Source organism: Bacteroides sp. RTP21281st1_H5_RTP21281_210402, from assembly GCF_040918965.1.
GTDB classification, from domain to species: domain Bacteria; phylum Bacteroidota; class Bacteroidia; order Bacteroidales; family Bacteroidaceae; genus Bacteroides; species Bacteroides congonensis.
On record NZ_JBCOWR010000002.1, the window covers coordinates 297,688 to 322,252 of the forward strand.

17 protein-coding genes are annotated in these 24,565 nt (G+C 44.9%); 6 read left to right on the forward strand and 11 right to left on the reverse strand.

Features of this window, described 5'->3' with window-relative positions:
- Positions 1 to 20 precede the first annotated feature (20 nt).
- Positions 21 to 1,823 carry a dihydroxy-acid dehydratase gene (gene ilvD, locus AB5443_RS04810; protein ID WP_073344395.1) on the reverse strand — a complete coding sequence of 601 codons (1,803 nt, stop codon included), beginning with the start codon at positions 1,821 to 1,823 and terminating at the stop codon, positions 21 to 23.
- A 479-nt stretch (positions 1,824 to 2,302) separates the two neighbouring features.
- On the opposite strand from ilvD, the gene AB5443_RS04815 reads away from it, so the two are divergent.
- On the forward strand, positions 2,303 to 2,884 hold the full coding sequence (locus tag AB5443_RS04815) for a peptidylprolyl isomerase (RefSeq protein ID WP_022138570.1): 582 nt from the start codon (positions 2,303 to 2,305) through the stop codon (positions 2,882 to 2,884).
- Between the two features lie 149 nt (positions 2,885 to 3,033).
- On the opposite strand, the gene AB5443_RS04820 is transcribed toward AB5443_RS04815, so the two are convergent.
- Positions 3,034 to 4,320 carry a serine dehydratase subunit alpha family protein gene (locus tag AB5443_RS04820; RefSeq protein ID WP_303003620.1) on the reverse strand — a complete coding sequence of 429 codons (1,287 nt, stop codon included), beginning with the start codon at positions 4,318 to 4,320 and terminating at the stop codon, positions 3,034 to 3,036.
- A 144-nt stretch (positions 4,321 to 4,464) separates the two neighbouring features.
- Between AB5443_RS04820 and AB5443_RS04825 the strand changes: the two genes are divergently transcribed.
- On the forward strand, positions 4,465 to 5,550 hold the full coding sequence (locus AB5443_RS04825) for a PCMD domain-containing protein (RefSeq protein WP_195407647.1): 1,086 nt from the start codon (positions 4,465 to 4,467) through the stop codon (positions 5,548 to 5,550).
- A gap of 40 nt (positions 5,551 to 5,590) precedes the next feature.
- Positions 5,591 to 6,376, forward strand: a complete 786-nt coding sequence (locus AB5443_RS04830; protein ID WP_022138567.1) for a porin family protein — start codon at positions 5,591 to 5,593, stop codon at positions 6,374 to 6,376.
- An 86-nt stretch (positions 6,377 to 6,462) separates the two neighbouring features.
- Here AB5443_RS04830 and AB5443_RS04835 read toward each other — a convergent pair whose 3' ends face one another.
- Positions 6,463 to 7,029, reverse strand: a complete 567-nt coding sequence (locus tag AB5443_RS04835) for a calycin-like domain-containing protein (RefSeq protein WP_022138566.1) — start codon at positions 7,027 to 7,029, stop codon at positions 6,463 to 6,465.
- A 160-nt stretch (positions 7,030 to 7,189) separates the two neighbouring features.
- Between AB5443_RS04835 and aroC the strand changes: the two genes are divergently transcribed.
- Both aroC and AB5443_RS04845 read left to right on the forward strand, forming a co-directional pair.
- Positions 7,190 to 8,266 (forward strand): chorismate synthase, encoded by a 1,077-nt coding sequence (aroC, locus tag AB5443_RS04840; RefSeq protein ID WP_195407646.1) that lies wholly within the window; start codon positions 7,190 to 7,192, stop codon positions 8,264 to 8,266.
- A 19-nt stretch (positions 8,267 to 8,285) separates the two neighbouring features.
- Positions 8,286 to 9,650 carry a dipeptidase gene (locus AB5443_RS04845; protein WP_277134544.1) on the forward strand — a complete coding sequence of 455 codons (1,365 nt, stop codon included), beginning with the start codon at positions 8,286 to 8,288 and terminating at the stop codon, positions 9,648 to 9,650.
- Positions 9,651 to 9,770: 120 nt separating this feature from the next.
- Here AB5443_RS04845 and AB5443_RS04850 read toward each other — a convergent pair whose 3' ends face one another.
- Positions 9,771 to 10,826 (reverse strand): linear amide C-N hydrolase, encoded by a 1,056-nt coding sequence (locus AB5443_RS04850; RefSeq protein ID WP_307996975.1) that lies wholly within the window; start codon positions 10,824 to 10,826, stop codon positions 9,771 to 9,773.
- A 248-nt stretch (positions 10,827 to 11,074) separates the two neighbouring features.
- Here AB5443_RS04850 and AB5443_RS04855 point away from each other — a divergent pair, with 248 nt between their 5' ends.
- A complete protein-coding gene (locus AB5443_RS04855; protein ID WP_097677746.1) occupies positions 11,075 to 11,995 on the forward strand; it encodes a hypothetical protein in 921 nt (306 codons plus the stop codon).
- 209 nt (positions 11,996 to 12,204) lie between these two features.
- Here AB5443_RS04855 and AB5443_RS04860 read toward each other — a convergent pair whose 3' ends face one another.
- The 7 genes from AB5443_RS04860 to AB5443_RS04890 form a co-directional block, all read right to left on the reverse strand.
- Positions 12,205 to 14,376 (reverse strand): DNA topoisomerase 3, encoded by a 2,172-nt coding sequence (locus AB5443_RS04860; RefSeq protein ID WP_368113280.1) that lies wholly within the window; start codon positions 14,374 to 14,376, stop codon positions 12,205 to 12,207.
- Positions 14,377 to 14,599: 223 nt separating this feature from the next.
- Positions 14,600 to 16,159 carry an endonuclease/exonuclease/phosphatase family protein gene (locus tag AB5443_RS04865; protein ID WP_044655160.1) on the reverse strand — a complete coding sequence of 520 codons (1,560 nt, stop codon included), beginning with the start codon at positions 16,157 to 16,159 and terminating at the stop codon, positions 14,600 to 14,602.
- Between the two features lie 20 nt (positions 16,160 to 16,179).
- Positions 16,180 to 17,937, reverse strand: coding sequence for a RagB/SusD family nutrient uptake outer membrane protein (locus AB5443_RS04870; protein ID WP_073344377.1), 1,758 nt, complete (start codon positions 17,935 to 17,937; stop codon positions 16,180 to 16,182).
- A 20-nt stretch (positions 17,938 to 17,957) separates the two neighbouring features.
- Positions 17,958 to 21,479: a SusC/RagA family TonB-linked outer membrane protein gene (locus AB5443_RS04875; RefSeq protein ID WP_368113281.1), complete on the reverse strand. Its 3,522-nt coding sequence runs from the start codon at positions 21,477 to 21,479 to the stop codon at positions 17,958 to 17,960.
- A 176-nt stretch (positions 21,480 to 21,655) separates the two neighbouring features.
- Entirely contained in the window at positions 21,656 to 22,804 is a 1,149-nt protein-coding gene (locus AB5443_RS04880) for a peptidase M26 (protein ID WP_368113282.1), read from the reverse strand.
- Positions 22,805 to 22,836: 32 nt separating this feature from the next.
- Positions 22,837 to 23,820 carry a FecR family protein gene (locus AB5443_RS04885; protein ID WP_288361164.1) on the reverse strand — a complete coding sequence of 328 codons (984 nt, stop codon included), beginning with the start codon at positions 23,818 to 23,820 and terminating at the stop codon, positions 22,837 to 22,839.
- Between the two features lie 118 nt (positions 23,821 to 23,938).
- Complete coding sequence (locus tag AB5443_RS04890) at positions 23,939 to 24,559, reverse strand: RNA polymerase sigma-70 factor (protein WP_073344365.1); 621 nt, start codon at positions 24,557 to 24,559, stop codon at positions 23,939 to 23,941.
- Between the last annotated feature and the right edge of the window lie 6 nt (positions 24,560 to 24,565).

Genomic DNA, 24,565 nt, shown 5'->3' on the forward strand with positions numbered 1-24,565 from the left:
TTAGTATTGAAGGATGTGTATCAATCGATTATTCTCACTGCTCCCTTATCGGCGGAACTTACCATGCTGGCATATGCCTTCAGACTCTTCGGCACGTAACGGTCACGGGTGACGGGTGTCATCGGGCGGGCAGCCAGTTCTTCATCCGTTAGTCGCACGTTAATCGTCCGGGCCGGAATATCGATTTCGATAATATCTCCATCAACAATTTTCCCGATATTGCCTCCTGCCGCCGCTTCGGGAGAAATATGTCCTATACTCAATCCGGAAGTTCCACCACTGAAACGTCCGTCGGTAATCAAAGCACATTCTTTTCCGAGATGACGGGATTTAATATAAGAGGTAGGATAAAGCATTTCCTGCATACCGGGGCCACCCTTCGGACCTTCGTGCGTGATGACGACGACGTCGCCACTGACGACTCGGCCTCCGAGGATGCCTTCGCAGGCTGCTTCTTGCGAATCAAAGACTTTGGCAGGACCGGTAAACTTCCAGATACTTTCGTCTACACCTGCCGTTTTTACTACACAACCGTCCTGGGCGATGTTACCTTTCAGTACGGCCAGTCCGCCGTCCTTGCTGTATGCGTGTTCAAAATCACGGATACATCCGGTGGCACGGTCTTTGTCCAGTTCTTTATAATACATGCCTTGCGAACCGAGTACGAGATTGAAACGGTTGGCGGCTGCACTGGAATATTTCTTGATAGCTTTCTCGCTGACATTCGGGCTGGTGATTGAGTATTCGTTGATAGCTTCTGCCAGGGACATTCCGTCTACACGGCGAACAGAAGTGTCTATCAGTCCGGCTTTTGCCAGTTCGTCCATGATGGCGATGATGCCACCGGCACGGTTTACGTCCTGGATATGATATTTCTGTGTATTCGGGGCAACTTTGCAGAGACAGGGAGCTTTGCGGGAAAGCAGATCGATGTCGTCCATCTTGAAGTCTACTTCCGCTTCGTGGGCAACGGCCAGCAAGTGCAGAACCGTATTGGTAGAACCACCCATTGCAATATCGAGTGTCATTGCGTTCAAGAAAGCTGCGCGGGTAGCGATGCTGCGCGGCAATACGCTTTCGTCTCCTTCGTTGTAATATTTCATGGCATTCCCGACAATCAGTTTGGCAGCGTCCTTGAAGAGTTGCGTACGATTTTCGTGAGTAGCTACGATGGTTCCGTTTCCGGGAAGAGCCAGTCCGATAGCTTCGTTCAGGCAGTTCATAGAGTTGGCTGTGAACATGCCGGAGCAGCATCCGCAGGTAGGACAAGCGTTCTGCTCGATATTGGCCACTTCTTCGTCGCTTACGCTTTGGTCGGCAGACTTAATCATTGCGTCAATCAGGTCGAGGTGCTGCCCGTTCCACTCTCCGGCTTCCATCGGTCCGCCCGATACAAATACGGTAGGGATATTCAGGCGCATGGATGCCATCAACATTCCCGGAGTGATTTTGTCGCAGTTGCTGATACATACCATCGCGTCTGCCTTGTGTGCGTTGACCATGTATTCTACACTGTCGGCAATGATGTCACGGGATGGAAGCGAGTAGAGCATTCCGTCATGTCCCATGGCTATACCGTCGTCGATGGCTATGGTGTTGAATTCCGCAGCGAAGCATCCCAGCTTTTCAATCTCCGCCTTCACCAGTTGACCGATTTCATGTAGGTGTACATGCCCCGGCACAAACTGCGTGAACGAATTGACGATAGCGATAATGGGCTTGCCCATCTGTTCTTTCTTCATGCCGTTGGCTGCCCACAATGCACGGGCTCCCGCCATCCGACGGCCTTGTGTACTAAACGAACTGCGTAATTGCTTTTTCATTTCAATCTGTCTTTTAATTAAAGAGCCTCTCTCACAAGTGAGAAAGGCTCTAAATTTTATCTTTTATGGTACGAACACATACAACACAAAAACCTTCCTCACGCTCTTGATGGAATCACCACGACGCGAATAATATGCAGGACTGCCAAGTTTAGAGATGTATGTAACATATTCATATCTTCTTTTCTTTATTTTCGTGTTGCAAAGGTAAGGGCTTTTTTATTATCTCCAAACAAATCGAAGAAAAAAATCACATAAAAACTAATAATTGTAAGATAACAGCGGTATTATTTCTCTATTTTATCACTTAAAGGTTGAATTTACAACTATTATACAAGTATCGTCCCCACCGAACCTTTCTAACAAAAGCACTTAATAATCTGAAATTTACATTCCCTATGTCCGTGCACAAGCAAATAATTCGTATCTTTGTCAACCCGTATCCCGGGATTTATTAATTTAGAAATATAAAATATCAGATGGAAACAGTAGAAAACAAGTACATTACCGTTGCATACAAACTATATACAATGGAAGATGGTAAAAAAGAGTTGTTCGAGGAAGCAAAAGCTGAACACCCTTTTCAATTCATTTCAGGTTTAGGAACAACACTCGAGGATTTCGAAAATCAAATAACCGCTCTTTCTAAAGGTGATAAATTTGAGTTTACCATCGAAGCAGATAAAGCATACGGTCAATATGACGAACAACACGTAATTGACCTCCCGAAAAATATCTTCGAAATCGATGGTAAGTTCGACAGCGAACGTATCAAAGAAGGTAATATCGTTCCTTTGATGACCGGTGACGGCCAGCGCGTGAACGCAAGCGTAGTGGAAATCAAACCGGACGTGGTAGTAGTTGACCTCAACCACCCGTTGGCAGGCGCTGACCTTATCTTTGAAGGCGAAGTGATCGAAAGCCGTCCTGCTACTAACGAAGAAATTCAAGAATTAGTAAAAATGATGAGTGGCGAAGGTGGATGCGGTTGCGGATGCGGCAGTTGTGGCGACGGTGAATGCGGCGACGATTGCGGTTGCGAAGGCGGGCACTGCCATTAATTAAGAAATATGGCTGTCGTTGATAACGGTAGCCAATAAAAATAAAATGGATAATGAGCTTCTTGGTTTCATTATCCATTTTTTATTTGGTTATTTTTTAGCTTGACTGTTCTTTAATGCAGATGCTCCTTAATTCAACTATTCTTGTTTCAGCATCCTTTGTGCGTCATAATATCGAGCACCATTTTATCCGTCTCATTCATGGCTTGTGAGCCGATTCTTGTCAGGTTACGGATGCTTTGGTCCACGTCTTCATCAATAATACCTTCTACGGAAGTCACGCAGCGGTCTTCCATCGCCATCATGGCAGATAGGACGGCTGTTGACACTCCGGTAGTTACCTTCAGGGCACAACTCGGCTTGGCACCGTCACAAATCATTCCCGTCAGATTGGCGATCATATTTTGAACGGCAAAGGCAACTTGGTCATAGTTGCCACCCATCAACCAGGTGATTCCGCAACTGGAACCTGTGGCGGCTACCACACAACCGCACAGGGCGGACAATCGTCCCAAGCTTTGCTTGATATAGATAACTGTAAGATGGCTCAACATCAGGGCACGAATCATTTCTTCTTCGCTCTTGTTGTTTTCTTCGGCAAAGACTACTACCGGAAGTGTAGCGGATATTCCCTGATTACCACTGCCGGAGTTGCTCATGACCGGAATCATGGCTCCTGCCATTCGGGCATCACAGGCGGCTGAAGTATACGAGAGGATATGGCAAAATACGCTATCGCCCATCACTTTATGTTCGTAAGTGCCACGGAGCATTTTCCCCAAACAATGTCCGTAGTTACCTTTGAAGGCTTGTTCGGCGGCGGCTTTGTTTAAGCGGGCGGTGTCGAGGATGAAACGGATTTCATCCAGTGGAGCGGTCAGGGCGAAGTCGTAGACTTTACGCAGGTTCAGTTCGGGAGAAGCGCCTTCTTCCTCTTCACTGGCTGTATGTTGCTTGTCGAGCAATACTTGCCCGTCTTTGGCTATATATATAAAGGTAGTGTGTCCGCCGGCAATAATGGTTTTTGCGGTTTTGCCTGCGGCTTTGCAAATGACTTCGATGTAGAGCTTTTCGGTGATATCCTCTTTCAGGGAGATGCAGATTCTCTTTTCCGCGATGAACTGTTCCCCTTGCGCTACGGCTTCGGGCGTACAGTCTCTCAACACTTCCAGTTGATAATCAGACTTACCGATTAACGCGCCCAAGGCAACAGCTATCGGAAGCCCTACCATACCCGTGCCGGGGATTCCTACTCCCATAGCATTCTTGAGTATATTGGCACTTAACAATACTTCAATTTTCTCCGGTTTCTCACCCAGCGTTTCGGCTGCTTTCGCAACACAAAGTGCCACTGCAATAGGCTCCGTGCATCCAATGGCAGGAATCACCTCTCTTTTAACCAGCTCTATAATTTGCCTTCTTTCTGACTCAGTCATGAACATAATAAGTTTTGTTTCTATGAATGTTTCCACAAAAATAGAAAATTCTTTTCTATCCTACACAACTTAGTGAACAAATAAAATCGCATTTTGTTATAAATTCTTGTGATAACCCAACTTTAACAGCAAGAATAAAGAAAAATGAAAGCAAAACACGTGATTTTCTATTTGCTATTAGCTATTATTTCGTCTTCTTGTATTCGCGACGAAGCTCCCAATGCAGAGGCAGATATTCTCAGTTGCATACTGCCTGATGTGGTAATGACTACTAGTCCTATCATCAACAATAATTCAGTAACTCTCTTTGTCGGACCGGGAACGGATGTTTCGGCACTTGCGCCGGAATTTGTCCTGACACAGGGGGCAACAATCAGCCCGCAAAGCGGGACGGTACATGATTTTAATTCTCCTCAGAAATATATCGTCACAGCCGCCGATGGCGTTTGGAGAAAGACATATACGGTGTCCGTCATTGATACGGAGCTTGCCACCAATTATCAATTCGAGGATACTTTGGGCGGAAAGAAGTATTACATCTTCGTGGAGCGTGAGGGTGATAAAGTAGTAATGGAATGGGCAAGCGGAAATGCCGGCTATGCCATGACCGGAGTACCCAAGACGGCTGATGACTACCCCACTTTCCAGGTGACGGAAGGTAAAGAAGGAAAATGCCTTTCTTTGGTGACACGCAGTACGGGATTCTTTGGGAGTTTGATGGGTATGCCTATTGCTGCCGGGAATTTGTTTATCGGTTCTTTTGATGTGGGCAATGCAATGAGCAATCCGTTGCAAGCTACGAAGTTCGGACTTCCTTTCCGGTATGTGCCGACTTATCTGGCCGGGTATTATAAATACAAGGCGGGAGATAAATTCACGGAAGGGGGTAAGGAAGTAGATGGAAAACGTGACATATGCGATATATATGCCATTATGTACGAAACGACTGAATCTGTCCCTACACTTGACGGAAGCAACGCGTTCACCAGTCCGAATCTGGTTTCAATAGCTCGTATTGACAACGCTAAGGAGACAGATGAATGGACATATTTCAAACTTCCCTTCACTACCCTGCCCGGTAAGTTCATTGATAAGGAAAAGTTGAAGAATGGAAAATATAATGTTGCCATCGTATTTACATCAAGTCTGGAAGGGGCATACTTCAACGGAGCTATCGGAAGTACTTTACTGATTGATGAAGTCGAATTAATCTATCACTCGGAGAATTAATCCATTACCCGGAAAAATTAATTTTATAATAGACAGAAAGATGAAAATTTATCCTTATATATTCAGTTTTCTCGCTTGCATGGGAATAGCCTTGCCGGGGTATTCACAAGTGGACAGAAATGAAACTCTTATCCGTTCCGCCCTTCGCGGACTGGAATATGAAATAAAAGCAGGATTCAGCATCGGTGGCACAGCACCGCTTCCCTTGCCGGTGGAAATCCGTTCAATCGACGGTTATAACCCGACGCTTGCCATTACTATCGGCGGCGAAGTCACCAAATGGGTGGCTGTTCAAAACAAACTGGGCATCATCGTCGGGTTGCGTCTTGAAAACAAAGCGATGACGACCGAAGCTACCGTAAAGAATTACAATATGGAGATTCTCGGACAAGGCGGTGAAAGAATCAGCGGCGTATGGACGGGCGGAGTGAAAACCAAAGTACATACCGCGGGGCTGACTATTCCTTTAATGGCGACTTACAAACTGACTGACCGATGGAATATAAAGGCAGGCCCTTACTTCTCCTATATTCTTTCAAGAGAGTTTTCGGGACATGTGTACGAAGGGTATTTGCGTGAGGACGACCCTACCGGGCCTAAAGTGGAATTTACGGACGGAAAGATTGCGACTTATGATTTCTCCGACGACTTACGACATTTCCAGTGGGGATTGCAGGTAGGAGCCGGATGGAGAGCGTTCAAGCATCTCAATGTGTATGCAGACCTCACTTGGGGACTGAATAATATTTTCAAAGATGATTTTCACACGATTACTTTCGCCATGTATCCTATCTATTTGAATATTGGTTTCGGATATGCATTCTAAGGAAATGTATATGTTTTAAATTAAAAAGGGGGGGCTGCCTGAACGATATTTCTTCTTCAGGCAGCCCCGCTTTTATTTCTACAAGATCAGTTTTTATCAGGGTTCTCCACCTGTTTCACACCCAGGAAAGTAACTTTCACTGTCTGTTGCAATGCAGGCACTTTCACGTTGATAGTCATATTCGCATCCATATCTTCCACCGTTCCCGCTACGGTAGCGTTGCAAGTCCCCAGAGCAGCGGCATCTCCTTGGAAGGTAAGGTCTTGTTGTCCCGTAAAACCGGAGACGCCTTCTTCCTTCTTCACCGTACATTTATCTATCACAATATCCCCGAATTTCAATATCTGCCCGTTCAGGAACAATTCAAAGTCCTTCAGTTCTATTTTTATTTCCGTATCGCTGACCTGCGAGAATGTGATAAACTTAGGCAGTCCGTCAGCAATGACAGTCTCTTGGTCGGAACCATCCGCTATCATGGAAATATTCAGGTTTCCCCAGTAAGTCCCTACTACATCGGGAGCTGTTATTACCGCTTCCTCACCGGGTTCGTTACCGTTGTTGTTCTTGCTATCGTCGTCGTCATCGCTGCTACAAGCAGAAAAGAGAGTGACGGAACATACAAATGCCAATAAATACAATAGATTCTTTTTCATACGTCTTCAGTTAAGTTATTATATAAAATCGTCATTTATAAACCGAATTGAAGAAAAAAGGTTCAATATGCTTCCTTTTTTGAAGATATTTTGAGTTCACAACAATCTTACCGAAAACTTTGTTATATTTGCATACAGTAATTTTAAAAAAGCCACGACTATGTTTAATTCATTTGGCAATATCTTTCGGCTCACAAGTTTCGGTGAGTCTCATGGAAAAGGAGTTGGGGGAGTGATTGACGGTTTTCCTGCAGGAATCACCATCGACGAAGAATTTGTACAGCAAGAACTGAATCGCCGCCGTCCGGGACAATCTATCCTTACCACACCACGTAAAGAAGCTGATAAAGTTGAGTTTCTCTCCGGTATTTTCGAAGGCAAATCCACCGGATGCCCTATCGGTTTTATCGTATGGAACGAGAATCAGCACTCTAGTGACTACAACAATCTGAAAAATGTATATCGTCCTTCACACGCTGACTATACTTACACCGTGAAGTATGGAATCCGCGACCACCGCGGTGGCGGACGTTCTTCGGCACGCGAGACAATTTCGCGCGTTGTAGCCGGTGCTTTGGCCAAATTGGCACTCCGCCAGTTGGGAGTCAGCATCACCGCTTATACCTCGCAGGTAGGCGCTATCAAACTGGAAGGCAGCTATTCCGATTATGACCTTGACCTGATAGAAAGCAACGACGTACGTTGCCCGGACCCGGAAAAGGCGAAGGAAATGGCAGACCTTATCTACAAGGTGAAAGGGGAAGGCGACACCATCGGCGGCACGCTGACCTGTGTCATCAAAGGATGCCCCATCGGACTGGGACAACCTGTTTTCGGCAAACTTCATGCTGCCCTGGGCAATGCCATGCTAAGTATCAACGCTGCCAAAGCATTCGAATACGGCGAAGGATTCAAGGGACTGAAGATGAAAGGTTCGGAACAGAACGATGTTTTCTTCAACAACAACGGACGAATCGAAACGCATACCAACCACTCCGGTGGTATCCAGGGCGGGCTGAGCAACGGACAGGATATTTACTTCCGGGTAGTTTTCAAACCGATTGCTACTATATTAATGGAACAGGAGACGGTCAACATCGACGGTGTGGACACGACGCTGAAAGCCCGCGGACGTCATGATGCCTGTGTACTGCCGCGTGCCGTGCCTATCGTGGAAGCGATGGCTGCCATGACGATACTTGATTATTACCTGCTGGATAAGACCACGCAGCTTTAATATCAGCAAACGATTCAATATGAACGAAATTCAGAAATATATTACAGCGAACGAGCCAAAGATAATGGAAGACTTGTTCAGCCTTATCCGTATTCCGAGTATCAGCGCACTGCCCGAACATCATGACGATATGTTGGCATGCGCAGAGCGTTGGGCACAACTATTACTGGAAGCCGGAGTGGATGAAGCATTGGTAATGCCCTCCAAAGGCAATCCGATTGTCTTTGCACAGAAAATAGTAGACCCGGATGCCAAGACTGTTTTAGTCTACGCCCACTACGACGTAATGCCTGCCGAACCATTGGAACTCTGGAAAAGCCAGCCATTCGAACCGGAAATACGTGACGGACATATTTGGGCACGTGGCGCGGATGATGATAAAGGACAATCTTTCATTCAGGTGAAGGCTTTCGAATATCTTCTCAAAAACGAGTTATTAAAGAATAATGTGAAGTTTATCTTTGAGGGGGAAGAGGAAATCGGTTCTCCGAGTTTGGAATCCTTCTGCGAAGAACACAAAGAACTGTTGAAAGCAGACGTAATCCTCGTCTCGGACACGAGTATGCTGGGAGCGGAGCTTCCTTCGCTGACCACAGGGCTGCGCGGACTGGCTTACTGGGAAATAGAAGTGACCGGCCCGAATCGTGACTTACATTCAGGACACTTCGGCGGCGCGGTAGCCAACCCCATCAATACGCTTTGCCAGATTATCAGCAAAGTGACGGATGCCGACGGACGGATTGCCGTTCCCGGCTTCTATGACGATGTGGAAGAAGTTCCGCAAGCCGAACGGGAAATGATTGCACATATTCCTTTCGATGAAAAGAAATATAAAGAGGCAATCGGTGTGAAGGAAGTTTTCGGGGAGAAAGGATACAGTACATTGGAACGCAACAGTTGCCGTCCGTCTTTTGATGTGTGCGGCATATGGGGCGGATATACGGGAGAAGGCTCGAAGACGGTTCTTCCTTCGAAGGCTTACGCCAAAGTTTCCTGCCGGTTAGTTCCGCATCAGGATCACCATAAGATTTCTCAAATGTTTGCGGATTATATTCTTGGTATTGCTCCCGATACGGTGCAGGTGAAAGTTACCCCGATGCATGGCGGACAGGGATATGTCTGTCCTATCTCTCTTCCTGCTTATCAGGCGGCAGAGAAAGGTTTCGAAATTGCTTTCGGAAAGAAACCGTTGGCAGTGCGTCGCGGTGGCAGTATTCCTATCATCTCCACTTTTGAACAAGTCTTGGGTATCAAAACCGTATTGATGGGATTCGGACTTGAATCGGATGCTATTCATTCGCCGAACGAGAACTTTTCACTGGATATTTTCCGCAAGGGAATAGAAGCGGTGGTTGAGTTCCACAAGGAATACGCGAGACTCTAAAAATATAATATACAGCCAATAGAAAGAATAAAAAAAGAACGGTGGACAAGTGCTTGAATGTAAGCCTGTCCACCGTTCTTCTTTATTTTACAGATAACCCTTACATCGAACTGACGTTATTTACATCACCGGAGTCTGAAAAAGGAAAGTAAACGACTTGCTGTCTTTCAAATCCTTCACAGCGTCACCTGCATAAATCTCACCATTTGCCAATGACAGTTTCTTGATACTTGCTTTCGGGCTGAAATCAATCTTCTTCAAATCCAGCCAAAACAAATTCGGAGTTAAAGTCGATTCAAAATAATAGACCTTATTCTTTTGGTCGGAAACGGTACGCCAACGGGTAGAAGAAATATGAGGTTTATCGGGAGTAGAGATTCCGAACGGGACGGAGACATTGCGCATTACACTCAATACACTCGGGATGGCGATTTTAGCATCCGAGGTTTGGGGAATGGCATGAATATAGAAAGAAGCACGTACAAAGCGGTCGCTTGAACGGTTTGTACCCGGAAGCATTTGCAGGCCACCCACCTCTTTCCAGTAGTCGTTGATAGCTAACTGATATTCGTAGCGGGGAGAGTTTGTCATCACCTGGTATTCTTTTCCTTCATGGATGCTTAGTTTTCCGTCCAAATATTCCAATATGGCAGTATTTCCTGTTTCATCGGTAATAGCGAGGTGCAGAGTCGATTCCGAACCATTCGGCAGACGGGGAGCGTCGATACGGAAGGTTTCCTTTTTCAGTTCGTCTACAGCTTCACGCACTGTCGCGAAATTATCAAGCACATACTGCGTCCAAATACTTATTCCCATCGCCGGACGGGTATCCCCCGGCAGTGAATAAATCGTTTCCGGCAGGAACAGCAGACTTGCTACCAGACCTTTCTCATTCATTCCGTCACAAGTTCCTATATCATAGCCAGTTGCAATGACACTTCCATACTTGGACGTCCAGTTCAACGTTTTCTCCTTATTGTGTCCCGTACGCTGAATGCCACGTGGAAACACGTAAAGGTTTGAGTGAAGATCTTCCTTCCAGTCCATCGTACGACCGGTTATCACCATTTGCTCCGGGCCTATATATACTGCACGCGTACACGCTTCTACCTGCTGCGTGCTCCCCAGGGAGACAGCAGCCAACAATAATGCAACTCCTGTTAATTTCGTATTCATTTTCTTTTCGGTTTAAATAATTGATACTCTTATCTATAAATAACAACTGCCTGGTGAATATTGCCTGAAAGAAAGACGAATTTAATGAAAATAAAGGATTTATCCGAGGACTTCTTTGGTTATTCCAAGGTTCATCAAGTTAAAAAAACTTGTCGTTGGAAGGAAATGCTGTTTACTATTTGTTATTCCACTCTCCTTTCGTTATTTTTGTGGGTAGAAGAATTTACTAAACTATAAGGAGAGGACAAATGCGTATGAAACAAAAGATTAGCATTTCACGGTTTCCAATTTTCCTGGGTTTGCTCCTTCTGCTGTCTTCCATTCCGCAGTTGCTCTCTGCACAGGAAGGGATTGACAGTACCCGCATTATTCGTAATGATTTGCTAAAACAACCGGAAGGTATATTGTTTCAACATGCTACACCTGATTTGTTTCAATATGCCACGCCTGATTTGTTCCCGCCTTCAAAGTTCAAGGACACTTCTTCTCCGAATTTGTCCAAACAGCTGTTTTACTTTCCACCCGATTTTTCACATAAAGGAGAAATCTATCTGCCTTATCAGATAAATCCTTCTCCACTCTTCAAAGGTGATTACAATACAAGCGGCATATTAATGCAATTCCCTCACGGAGCAGTATTCGGCTCGGGCAAGCAAACGAGTGTGCCGGGCATCGGACTTTTCAACAATGCTTCGTTGGGTTATCAGCACATCTTCAATGACAGGTTTGAATTACAACTTCAGGCTAATGCAATGAAAATAAACATGATGCATTTCACCGGACAGGCATTCAGCACTTCGGGCGCTCTGCTCTATCACGCTTCCGACCGTGTTGCTTTCAAGGTATTCGGCTCATATGACATCGGCAATTCTTACGGAATGAGTACTCACAGTTATGGAGCTACCATGTCCATCGATATGTCCGACCGCTTCAATATGGAGATGGGAGTACAACGTTATTACGATGCTATGAGAGGACGTTGGGAGACAGTTCCTGTTGTTATTCCCACCTATCGCTTCAAGAATAATTTCAAACTTGGTCTGGATGTAGGCGGAGTTCTGTACGAAGTACTACGCAATGTCATATTTGACAAACACGGTGGTGGTGATTACAGCGGTGGCCCTACCATTGCTCCACCTCGTTCTTTTTTGCCAATACGCCCGAGATAAGGAGTTAATTTCAAGAGCCTTGATGATAATGTCCGTTTCTCATAAGGAAACGCCAGTATCCTCGTAGAGAAACGACTGTATCCCCGTAGGGAAACGGGCGTTCCCTCGTAGAGAAACGAGCGTTTCCTGTAATGGAAACTACAGGAAACTATAAGAAACTGACATCTAAGTATATGGATAAAATTGGCAGAGAAAGGAGCAACCGAATTTTATTCAAAATTCTTCCGGTAAGCACATCCGTTCCTCCATTCCGAACATCCGTAAGCTGTCTTGCCTTTTATGATTGTTCCTTTGCCGCAAAGCGGGCAAGGTTGTCCTACTAATGCATCCGGATTATCAACCGAAGAGGCTATCGAAGCAGATACAGTAGCCAACGGTGTTTCAACTTTTGTACTTTCTGTCACCTTTGTTTCGGACTTCGGTTTCTTTTCTTTTGGAGCACTTGGTTTCCGTTCACGTTTCTTCGGTTCTTTCTTTGCTTTCTCTTCAGCCTGGGCAGCTACTGCGTCTTGAATAGTAATACGACGATTCGTATTATCAGACAGTACACTCATCACAACTTCCGAAACCATTTGCTTCAGCTCTTCCAGGAACTGGCGGGCATCATAGGTTTTCTTTTCTATCTCGCGGAGCTTCTTTTCCCAAATACCTGTCAGTTCGGCAGATTTCAAGAGTTCTTCGTGGATAATTTGTACCAGTTCCACTCCTGTCGGGGTGGCAATCAGGTTCTTTCTCTCCTTGCGGATATAATTCCGTTTGAACAAGGTTTCTATAATAGCGGCACGGGTAGACGGTCGCCCGATACCGTTCTCTTTCAAGGCATCACGAAGTTCGTCATTATCCACCAGTTTTCCGGCGGTTTCCATTGCACGGAGCAAAGTCGCTTCCGTGAAAGGTCTTGGCGGTTGCGTCCATTTCTCGTTCAAGTCAGGGATGTGAGGGCCGCTCTCCCCTTTCACAAAGGCAGGAAGAACATTTTCATCCTCATCCTCTTTCTCTTCGGTGGAGTCCTTCACGTCTTTGGCGAATACGACACGCCAGCCCGGTTCCAAGATTTGTTTACCGGTTACTTTAAATTCTATTTTGTCTACTTCTCCCATCACGGTGGTGGTAGAAATCTTACAATCAGGGTAGAACACGGCTATAAAACGGCGGGCTATCAGGTCGTAGACACGGCGTTCCATATCGGTCAGGTTTTGAGCGTACACTCCGGTAGGGATGATGGCATGGTGGTCTGTCACTTTCGAGTTATCGAATACTTTCTTCGATTTAGGCAGTGTAGAGCCGTTCAAAGGGGCAGTCAATATTTCGTAGTCACGGAGTCCTTTCAATATGCCGGGGCATTTCGGATAAATATCGTCGCTCAGGAAAGTTGTATCGACACGCGGATAAGTAGCGACTTTCTTTTCGTAGAGAGACTGGATAAGTTTCAGTGTCTCATCGGCAGAGTAGGCAAATTTCTTGTTACATTCTACCTGAAGGGAAGTCAAGTCGAACAAACGCGGAGCGTATTCCTTTCCGTCTTTCTTGCCGACACTGGTGACTACAAACGGCAGGTCTTTGATACGTTCTACCAAGGCTTCGCCTTCCTCACGATTGGCGATGGGGTCGATGCCCGGATTGTCTATTTTCTTTTTTCCACCGTTTTTCTCTTCTTCCGCCGCTATTTCTTCATCACTTTTGCGGATAAGGGCAGAGAAGGTAGTGTCGCGATAGTTTGTCTTCAATTCCCAATATTGCTTGGGTTGGAAATTGGCGATTTCCAACTGGCGGTTGACAATCAATGCCAAAGTAGGCGTTTGCACACGACCGATAGAGAGCACCTGCTTGTTTTGACCGTACTTAATCGTATAAAGACGGGTAGCGTTCATTCCCAACAACCAGTCACCTATTGCACGAGAAAGTCCCGCCTCATACAACGACTGAAAATCAGACTGGTCTTTCAACTTGGAAAAACCTTCACGAATAGCTTCTTCCGTCAAAGAAGAAATCCACAGTCGCTTCACCGGACAGCGTGCTCCAGCCTTCTGCATCACCCAACGCTGAATCAATTCTCCTTCCTGACCGGCATCACCGCAATTGATAATCTCATCCGCATTCTGCATCAACTGCTCGATAATATGAAACTGTTTCTCAATACCCGGGTCATGCCCAATCAGCTTGATACCGAAACGCGGGGGAATCATCGGTAAGCTGCCCAAACTCCACGATTTCCAATTAGGCGTGTATTCATGGGGCTCTTTCAAAGTACATAGATGCCCGAATGTCCAGGTCACCTGGTATCCGTTTCCTTCTATATATCCTTCTTTTCTTGTATGAGCACCGAGTACTTCGGCTATATCACGTGCTACAGATGGTTTTTCGGCTATGCAAACTATCATTCTTTCTCCTCTTGTTTTTATACTATCAGTTTGCAAAGTTACACGAATATTTGTCTAAAAGAACAATATTCTGCAGAATATGTTACTCCTACCAAAGTAAAGCACTCATAATGAGGATACGAGCAAAATAACATCCCGTTTCTTCATTCTATCTGGAGTGAAAAAACGGGATTATTACATTTTAGTCAATTAGTATCCATATAGCATTCCGCACCTAATCATTTTATTTCAAACCTGTGAAGTCACAGAAGAGAGGATAGTGTGAAGAAGCGGTCGCAACGTCGGCTCCGGTCAGATATTCCATCACGTCGGCTTGCGTCACAGTAACGCCATGGTCTTTCAAAGATACAATAAAGTCCAGACGACGCTGTTTTCCACCGTTTTCAGTCGACTTGTCCGCACTAAGAAGATTCCAGTCTTCCTTTACTTTCTTGAAGAAGTCGCTTTCCAAATTGCCTTCATTGAAATAGCCAGCCAAGAATGCCGGCTTGTTATAAGCGGACAACTTCGTATGCAATGTCTGAAGCGCCTCGATACGTTTAGCCATATCCGTATCAAAATTCGTACTGGCTACCACAAATTTCTCATATTCCACTACCATTGCCGCACGCATCTCACTCTTTCCCGGCATCTGATATCTGTCCACACTGATTGGTTCGTCTTTCGTCAATATACCTACGCCAAACTCCCCGCCCTTGTAATCAATCGCTTTAGCAAAATAATCATGCATATTACTCTTTTGCGCCAATGTATTCAACTGGTCTATGCCACTTGAGCGCTCCGTCTCCTTATCCAGTCCCTGCAAGCAGATAATATCGGAATTCATTTTATTTATAACAGCAGCGATGCGATCATAGTCAATAATTCCGTCCGTACCGGCACAGTTTTTCGTGAAGTAATTAGCTATGCGTAAATCTCCCGCGGCTTTCGGAAATTCTTCGAGTGCCGTCACCTTACGGAAATCACAATAAAGAGGATAATGGTCGGAAGCCATCGAAACGTTAACACCGTCCAGATTATACACGACATTCGATTTCACCACACTCGTTGCAGGACTCTTCAATGCCACAACAAAGTCGATGCGCTTGGTAGATTGCCCCGTAGGGAAAGTATTTTCCGTAGAACTAACTACATTCCATTCCTTTTTCAACTCCGTAAAAAATGCCCCGTTCATCAAGTCTTCATTAAAGTCGCCTGCCATATACACTACCTTTTTGTATTCTTTGGCAAGCTGTGTCAATAACTTCGCAGACTCTACTCTATTATTTTCTTCCAGAGCCAGGTGCGTGGAGATGACTACATAGTTCTCAAATTCGGCTATGGCAGCAGAACGAAGTTCGGCACCGGGAAGCGGGTAAGTCCGCGTACTGACCGGTGTTCCTTTAAATAAAAGACCGTTTCCGTATTCACCTCCCTGATAGGTGATTGACTTGCTGAAATAGTGGTTCATTCCTGTTTTATCCGCCAAAGTTTTCAACTGGTCGACTTTATTACTGCGGGTAGTCATATAGTCCACTTCCTGCAAGCAAACAATATCAGGCTCCATCCCATTGATAATAGCTGCAGTTCTGTCATAATTAATCACATCATCGCTACCGGCGCAATGCCTTATGTTAAAAGTCAGTACTCTGAGATTATCCTCTCCTTTCGGGTAAGTATAAGAAACCTCCTGCTTACCATAGGGTATCATATTATCAAACTTGGAGTTGTCCATGTCATCGGCACAGGACAAGTTGGCAAACACTGCTGCCAGAAGACATATATAAGAAATCATATTTTTCATAAGAATTTATATTTCTGAATCTAATTAAAGTTCAATCCGTCATTCCAACCGGGATTCTGTGTTACCACACCATTGGACAAAGTACGTTCGCTGATAGGAACAGGGTATAAATAATCTCTGTCTTCATTCCATTTTTTAGTAATGAGACTGTGACAAATGATATAACCACTCTCGCCGTTCGACAAGCGAATCTGTTCACCAATCTCCAAATACAAAGGTACATTTCCGGCAGGTTTCGTTCCAACATAGAAACAGACATCATCCGTACCGTCCTGATCCAAATCGTAAGTGCCCGGACCGGGGATATAGATTCCCAGCAAGTCGTTCTCGAATAATTTCCCTTCTTTCCAACGCATGATGTCGTAATAGCGGAAACCTTCCATCGCCAGTTCGATAGTCCGTTCACGACGAATTTCAAGAATTACCCCCTGGTTGGCTCCTTTCACATTCGGATAACCTGTGGCAGCACTCATCAGGTACGGATCCGGTTTTGAATTAGCCAGTTCCATATCCAGATTCCCCATCCCTACCCTGTCTCTGAGTAACTTGATGGATTTATTAATATCCGCCTGCTTCAAAGTTCCCAATTCGGCTTTTGCTTCTGCAAAATTCAAGTACACCTCTGCCGTACGGAACAGTGGAATATCATTGCATGACTTATTATATTCATCATAATTAGCCGTCATCGAATATTTTATCAGGTGATACCCCGTCATTGTGTAGGCAAGGTTCGGAGCCTCTTTCTTTGTACTTCCTATTCTCGTATATCCGGGAGTACGGATAGTTTGTGCCAGTCGCGGGTCCCGATTCTGACATTCCTGGTCGAAAGTCATTGTTTCATAACCGGCTTTATCCGTGAAACGGCTTCCGTCCGCCATCAGATAAGAATTCACAATCTTCTTATTTAACCCCGGACGCCCCATCGTGGTGGCATTCTCATAATTCTGCACATTATGAAGCACGGAAAGAGAGGCTTCATAGTCGCGACCGAAAATGATTTCATCCGCTTGCAAATTCATGGAAGCGAATAAATCCCTATAAGGTGTGCTACCCGATTTATAGAGCGTATATCCGCTTTCATTCATAAATGTTTCGGATGCCGAGACACAAGCGTCCAAATATTTCTCATAATCCTCTAATCCATGATATTTACGGAAAGTCCCCTCGAACAGACAGACACGGGATTTCAGTGCCAGGGCTGTCCACCGGGTCAGTATATATGCATTTTTTGTTTTCGGAAGATGGGTAATCGCAAAATCCAGGTCGGCCAACATTTTCTGCATGACGAATTCCCGTGAATCCCGGGCTTTATATAAATCCGGGTCGTCCGAATCAAGTGCTTTGTCATACCAGGGAATGTCACCGTACCTCTTCACTTTCTCAAAATAGAAATAAGCTCTGAAAAAACGGGCGACACCATCATAGCGGTTACGGGCATTCACATCCGTGCAGTTGTGGGAATACTGTAAATAGAAATTAATATCCCGAAGTGCAGTAAAATTCCAGCCGTTTCCCTCGTCGGGGATGATACGCTGCCCGGACATTTCGAGCATCAAATCGGACTTGACAATTAAATCGGATGATTCGGAATAGATATCGGCGGCAGCCGGAATCAAGTTATTATAAAACTGGTTCGTAAACAACCGCAACTCATCCTCAGTCTTGAAATATACATCCGGATAGAGACGGTCTTTGGGCGTCTTATCCAACCAATCGTCGCAAGAAACGAAAGATACCGCCAATGCGAGCAACCAAGATACTATATAAACAGGTTTCATAATTCAGAATATTATTTAGTTTAAAAAGTTACGTTCACTCCGAAAGAATAGGTTTTCGACCAAGGATACAGTTTAGCGTTACCATTCGCAGATTTAATGGAGTTCTCCGCCGAAGCTTGTTCCGGGTCAATGTAATCGCTCTTTAGCGGAGAGAAGGTAAACAGGTTCTCGCCACTGAAATAGATATGCAGGCGTTCTATCTTCACTTTCTTTGTCCATACGGCGGGAATCGTATAGCCTACTGTTATATTCTTCACCCTGCAATAAGCCAGGTTCTGCAAATAACGGTCGTTCACCACTCCCAAGGAACGGTTGTTGCCCAAAGCAAGATAACCTATCGGACGCGGGAAATAAGCATCCGGATTTTCCGGGCTCCACACATTACTCAAGAAATCACGGGGAATGAATGATGAATACGGACGTGCATACGGTCCCCAGAAGAATACGGAATTCGTGCCCGGATACCAATCCTGATGCCCTACCCCCTGAAGATAGATGGAGAAGTCGAAGCCGTACCAGTCGAAACCACCTTGAATGCTATATGTATAGCGCGGCAATGAGTTTCCGATTATTTTCCGGTCGCCGGGGTCATCCGCCGTATTCGAACCGGAAGAAATTTTATGGTCGCCGTCCAAATCGACGAATTTCATGTCACCGGCATGAAGTCCCGGATTCACCTGTGCCGTGTTGATGACGAAGTTCACAGCCGACTGGTCGACATTATAGCTTGCCGCTTCTTCATCTGTTCTGAAAAGTCCGTCTACCACATATCCCCAAATATCACCCAGTTTCTGACCGACATAATAATCACTCAATATCTTGGACGGATTATCGAATTTTGTTATTTCCGATGTGTTGTCTGCCAGACCTACGGACAGGTTATAGCGGAAAGGCTTGTTTGCCAGTTTGAAGGCATCGTTCCAGGTCAACATCAATTCCCAGCCTTTAGTACGCAGATTGGCTGCATTTTGCTTGGGCTCATTAGCCCCATAAGCACCGGGCAATTTCTTGCCGGAAGTTTGCATCCCTTTGGTATCTCTGATATAGGCATCGGCAGTCAGATTCAAACGGTTATTGAAGAAACCGAGATCCAGTCCCACATTCCAGGTTGAGACAGTTTCCCAAGTCAAGTCTGCAGAGTTCGGGTCGGAAACACTGGCATAGGAACCTTTCTTCTGGTCGCCAAAGATATAGTTCATGGTGCCGTTGGTGTTAATGGTCTGGATATAATCATAATATCCTACCTGCTGGTTTCCCAACGAACCGTACGACAGACGCAATTTCACATTATCAATATTCTTCTTCAAGTCTCCGAAAAACGGCTCTTCACTGATTCTCCATCCTACGGAAGCCGAGGGGAAGAAACCGAATCGGTGTCCGCTTCTGAATCGGGAACTTCCGTCATAACGCCCGCTCGTCTCGAATAAGTAACGACCACCCTTGTAGGAGTAATTAAGACGATAAAATGCTCCTAAAAGTGCGTATTCATTCTGTCCGCCGGACATAGTCATCGCATCACCTACTGCCAGGTTCAAGTCATTCAGGTCATCGGAAAGCAAGCCTTGGCGGGAGACTTTAACGTCTTTCAAACGTTTGGTTTCATAGTTATAACCAGCCATAATCTTGAATTGGTGGTCGGCAATATCCAACATGTAGTCACCATAAACATTGAAAGCCTGGTACCAATGATTGGTTTGTGTTTCTTTCAACTGGTTCACGCCGTTTCCGGTAGTCAGATAAGATATTTCACCCGGATATTTGGAATAGGGCACATTCACCGTCCTGTTCATGGTCTGGTAGTTGTAATGCAGGTAACTGTAATTGGCACGGACATTCAGGTTCTTCATCACGTTGAAGCTTGCCTCAAAAGTGGTGGAGAACTCATAGCGTTGGTCTTCATTCTTATGCTTGCCATAAGCAAGGATAGCACCCATCCCATCCAAAACAGCAGAATTGCTCAATGAAGTCAGATACACGACACTACCGTCAGGATTGACAGGAACGAAGCTGGCCAACGCATGATTCACTGCGGTATTGAAGTTGTTATTGATACCCGATAATCCCGGATAAGAGTAACTATTGTAATGGTACTTCGTATTATTGCTGATAGTCAGTCTCGGGGTTATTTTAGCCGAGATTTTGCTTCTGAAGTTATACACCTTATACTTGTCCGGGTTCTGCCTGAAAATACCAGTCTGGTCGACTGTATTTCCTGACAAGTAATAGTTCAGTTTGTCATTTCCCCCGCTGACACTGATATTATGTTCCCACATCGGCCTGTTTTTACGATAGAGATAATTATACCAGTCAAAGTTACCGTAATAGACGTATGTGTCTCTTCCGTCGCGTTGGTCGGTCACTACCCAGGGACGTTCCGGATTCTCCGTTTTATCATTCCGGCGCAGCCAGAGCTGGCGGTAGTCTTCTTCTGTGTAGTTAGTATAAGGTTTTCCATTATAGTTGGTATAAAACAAGTCATTGATACCTGCCGAATAATAGCCTCTGGTTTCAAAATCGGTAGAAGTCGTCTGATTGCTCCATGAATATCTTCCATCATACGATACGGTAGTCTTACGGGCAGAACCTTCTTTAGTAGTCACAAGGATAACACCATAAGAGGCACGCGCACCGTAAATGGTAGCCGAAGAAGCATCTTTCAGCACTGAAATGGATGCGATGTCATTCGGGTTCAAGCGGTCGATGTCTCCCTCTATACCGTCAATCAGAACCAGCGGCGACGCGTTGCCGCTAATAGAATTGACACCACGGATATTGATGGTTGCCGAAGCCCCCGGATAACCTGAACCGAAGGTTACATTCATATTAGGTACTGTTCCTTGCAGCATCTGCGAAGCTCTCGGTACAGGCCTGTCTTCCATCGTTTTACTATCTACTACAGCAACAGCCCCCGTCAGGTTGATTTTCTTTTGAGTGCCATAACCAACGACTACCACTTCTTCCAACGTCGCTGTATCCTCACGGAGCATCACTCTCGAAGATTTCTGCAACTCGGAGACTTTGATTTCCTTCTTCTCAAATCCGATATAGGACACTACTACTACCGCATTGACCGGAACGGACGACAATGTAAATTCACCATCCAAATTCGTAATCGTTCCCATAGACTGTCCTATCACCTGTACACTGGCACCGATTACCGGCTCACCATTCACATCGACTACTTTCCCCGTAACCCGGTGTAAAGACTGTGACGGGGCGGCAGCGATATTTCGTACCGTCTTCTTCGTGATGATAATCATCCGGTTTTGCAGCTTGTATTCTACATCTTTATCCAAAACAGCGGCAAGCACATTGTTAACGGTTGCCTGTTGAAAGGAAGCCGTTATTTTCTTGTTTTCGTTAACCTCGTCCGTTTTATAGATAATGGAGTACTTTGTCTGCCGCTCAACTTCTTTCAATACCGCCTTTAGCGGCTCATTTTTAAAGACCTTCGTTACCGTCTGCGCCCCAAGTGACTGGACGCCCATACATAACAGAATCAGGAGAAACAGCCTAAAAAATGAGTTTCTTCGGTCATTCATAATTTTATCAATTAAGTTGTTACAATTTAAAGTGATTTATATTTAAGGATATATATATTCGATTGTAGTGTTTCTCAGAACCGCTTCTATAAGATAAAACAACTCATCATCCATCTGCCCAACCCCTATAAATACAAAAAAGCAGAAATAATCTGCTTTTTTGTATCGACCGGTGCTCATTTCTCAGCCCACTGGAATGCCGGGTAACCGTCCGTTCCTTTTTTCCAAAGATTCGGATTCCAAGCTACGATAATATTTCCCAGTTCATCGACAGTCTTTGCAACTCCGTGAAATGTCGTTCCTGTGGCTGATGATTCATCTGACGCGGTAATCGTACCTCCGTTCACTTTCAGTATGATGCTTTCACAAGCATAACAGTTCTCATAGCTGCCCAAAGAAGCAGAGACACCGACAATACGCCCTACGGTTGACGAAGTATCTGTTCCGGTCAGATTACTCCACGCTACACAGTTCTTGATAGCAATATCACAATTCTTGTCGATTTGTCCCAAAATACCGCCTATGCCCCCTTTGGTTGCACTGACTGCTCCGTGTGCATAGCAGTTCTCAATAAAGCCACCCACACCAACTTTCCGTCCGGCAATACCACCTGCTTTTCCGCCGCTTGCCGCTTGGTCGTTGACGGTTGCACTTGAATAACAGTTCTTTATATAACTTTCCTGTCCATCATAGCTATTTGCCAATACGCCGGCTATTCCACCTGCCGCACCTGAACCTGTCACTTCCCCGGTCGTAAAGCAATTCACAATTCTTCCCGTCTTACTGCCATTTCCCTTGTCTTTAAGTCCGAGATAACCGGTGATAATTCCAATGCCTTGCCGAGTAGACGATACAGAAGCGTCAACAAAGCCTACATTACGACAATCACCGCACAATACTCCGAAGAAACTCGGATAATCACCGGCAGAGCATTTAAAGTTTTTAATGACATGGCTGTCTCCGTCAAAATCTATCTCATAAGGAAAATCCCCTGAGCCATTCAGCGATTGCCAGTCATCAATACCTGCCATATCAATGTCAGCACCCAATTGGAAATAAACTTTTATTCCCGATTTCAGCACACTGCGCATATTCTTAATCTGCGTCCCATTCATAATCACATAAGGTTTGCTGTCCGTTCCGTTTCCTTTCTCGAACAAACCGCCGGCACCGTCTCCGTCACCATCATTATTTCCGTCATCCGTTTCCGTCTTTTCAAATGGAACACGAGTATAAGAATCTAAAGGATTAGGATCAGAACACGAGATTGCAACAGATGCCATCATCAACAGCATCCCCAATCTGCCTATTTGAGTAATATTCATACTTGATTTCTTTACAATTAAACATTGAGTTCTTATCTTATATATATATCCTTTTCCTTATATTCTACTTTGATAGGTATGATTTCTTTAAGCGCGTCCATTACATCCACGATTGTCTCTTTATTGCGTAATGAAACACGGAACTTCATGTCACCTAACTTCTCCGACCCCAACTGAATACGCACATCGTACTGACGGGAAAGTTTCTTCACCATCTCCCCCAATGTGATGTCATCATATTCGATTCTGTCTTCCGCCCATGCCATCGCCTGCCATGCATTGACTTTCTTTCCCTTCAACTGTCCTGTCTGCAAATCCAAAGAAATGGATTCTCCCGGCGACATCCGTATTTGTTCTTCCTTATAATTCAACTCTACCACTCCTTCTTGCAAGGTAGTCGTTATATAAGAATCATCCGGGTAGGCGGATACATTAAACTTTGTACCTTTCACCACCACATCATATTCCTGTGTTTTTACCGTAAAATTCTTTCCATTCTGCCTGGTTACTTCAAAATATCCCTCTCCTTCCAGTTCCACAACCCGGTCGGCGGTATTGAAATGATTCGAATATCTCAATACGGAACCTGAATTCAACCATACGATAGTACCATCCGAGAGCTGTACTTTACTTTTATCCCCCAACGGAGCCTCGCAAACAAAGAAGGTTTTCGGTGCAAACAGGTAAACAGCCTGCCGGATACCCAGTGTAGTACCGACAATCAATGCTACCACAGCAGCAATACGGGCTATCTTCCATATATTCAGTTTCGGTTTCTTCAATAATGGGACAATAGCTTCCTGCGTGTATATCTTATGCTTCAATGCTTCCCATTCGGCATTGGTCTGCGAATCGGACACCCGGTTGTTCATCCATTCTTTCTCCCACTGACGGAATCTGCCATAGCCGTCTTCCGCCTGTTCGAGACTTTCAAACAGGGTTCTTTCGTCAGCTCTTGATATACGTCCTTCAAAGTACTGAATAGCCAATTCCCGGATATTTTCTTCTTGCTTCATTATATTCACTTTCTATAAGATGTAACAACCCATATTTCATTTACCCAACCCCCGAAACAAAAAAAGCAGAAAAAACTTTCCTGCTTCTTATTCTTTATATGCTTAAAGAGCGTCTTAATCACTTATGCTCCATCATCAGCCATGCCAATATCACTATATATAGGTCTACCGGATAATGTTCGCTAAAATGCCGGGAAAAATACTGCAAAGCTCTTGCAATATGTTTTTCGACCGCCGTAGTGGATATTTGTAGTTTTTCCGCGATTTCCCTGTTCTTCAATCCCCTGAAACGACTTAACAAAAAAATCTCACGCGACCTGTCCGGCAACTGATTGAGCACAAGAGCAATCTGTTCCTGCAATTCATTGTATAATAATTTATGTTCCGCATCCTGCATAAAGTCTGCGTAGTAGAGCCTTTCTTCTCCGTCCAGCTTTGCCAGATACTCCACCCGGTACTTTTCAACAATCGAGCGATGTTTCAAATAATTCAGGCATCCGTTACGGACCATAGAAAAAAGAAGAGAAGTGAGTGAAACAGCAGATAACATTTCGCGACGTTCCCAAAATCGCAAGAAACACTCCTGAATAATATCGCGAATTGTTTCTTCATCTTCAATAAAACGAATAGCATACCCTCGCAAACGAGGATAATAACTCTTGAACAGAAACTCAAAAGCTGCATTATTGCCTCTTTTCAGTTCTCCCAATAATTGTTTATCATCCATGAAATCTACCATAGTTTA

Coding starts and splice junctions, on each gene's coding strand:
- AB5443_RS04860 (WP_368113280.1), bottom strand. CDS start 14,376: ATGATAGTTTGCATAGCCGAAAAACCATCTGTAGCACGTGATATAGCC.
- AB5443_RS04855 (WP_097677746.1), top strand. CDS start 11,075: ATGCGTATGAAACAAAAGATTAGCATTTCACGGTTTCCAATTTTCCTG.
- AB5443_RS04825 (WP_195407647.1), top strand. CDS start 4,465: ATGAAAGCAAAACACGTGATTTTCTATTTGCTATTAGCTATTATTTCG.
- AB5443_RS04815 (WP_022138570.1), top strand. CDS start 2,303: ATGGAAACAGTAGAAAACAAGTACATTACCGTTGCATACAAACTATAT.
- AB5443_RS04850 (WP_307996975.1), bottom strand. CDS start 10,826: ATGAATACGAAATTAACAGGAGTTGCATTATTGTTGGCTGCTGTCTCC.
- aroC (WP_195407646.1), top strand. CDS start 7,190: ATGTTTAATTCATTTGGCAATATCTTTCGGCTCACAAGTTTCGGTGAG.
- AB5443_RS04885 (WP_288361164.1), bottom strand. CDS start 23,820: ATGAAGCAAGAAGAAAATATCCGGGAATTGGCTATTCAGTACTTTGAA.
- ilvD (WP_073344395.1), bottom strand. CDS start 1,823: ATGAAAAAGCAATTACGCAGTTCGTTTAGTACACAAGGCCGTCGGATG.
- AB5443_RS04880 (WP_368113282.1), bottom strand. CDS start 22,804: ATGAATATTACTCAAATAGGCAGATTGGGGATGCTGTTGATGATGGCA.
- AB5443_RS04865 (WP_044655160.1), bottom strand. CDS start 16,159: ATGAAAAATATGATTTCTTATATATGTCTTCTGGCAGCAGTGTTTGCC.
- AB5443_RS04830 (WP_022138567.1), top strand. CDS start 5,591: ATGAAAATTTATCCTTATATATTCAGTTTTCTCGCTTGCATGGGAATA.
- AB5443_RS04835 (WP_022138566.1), bottom strand. CDS start 7,029: ATGAAAAAGAATCTATTGTATTTATTGGCATTTGTATGTTCCGTCACT.
- AB5443_RS04890 (WP_073344365.1), bottom strand. CDS start 24,559: ATGGTAGATTTCATGGATGATAAACAATTATTGGGAGAACTGAAAAGA.
- AB5443_RS04820 (WP_303003620.1), bottom strand. CDS start 4,320: ATGACTGAGTCAGAAAGAAGGCAAATTATAGAGCTGGTTAAAAGAGAG.
- AB5443_RS04845 (WP_277134544.1), top strand. CDS start 8,286: ATGAACGAAATTCAGAAATATATTACAGCGAACGAGCCAAAGATAATG.
- AB5443_RS04870 (WP_073344377.1), bottom strand. CDS start 17,937: ATGAAACCTGTTTATATAGTATCTTGGTTGCTCGCATTGGCGGTATCT.
- AB5443_RS04875 (WP_368113281.1), bottom strand. CDS start 21,479: ATGAATGACCGAAGAAACTCATTTTTTAGGCTGTTTCTCCTGATTCTG.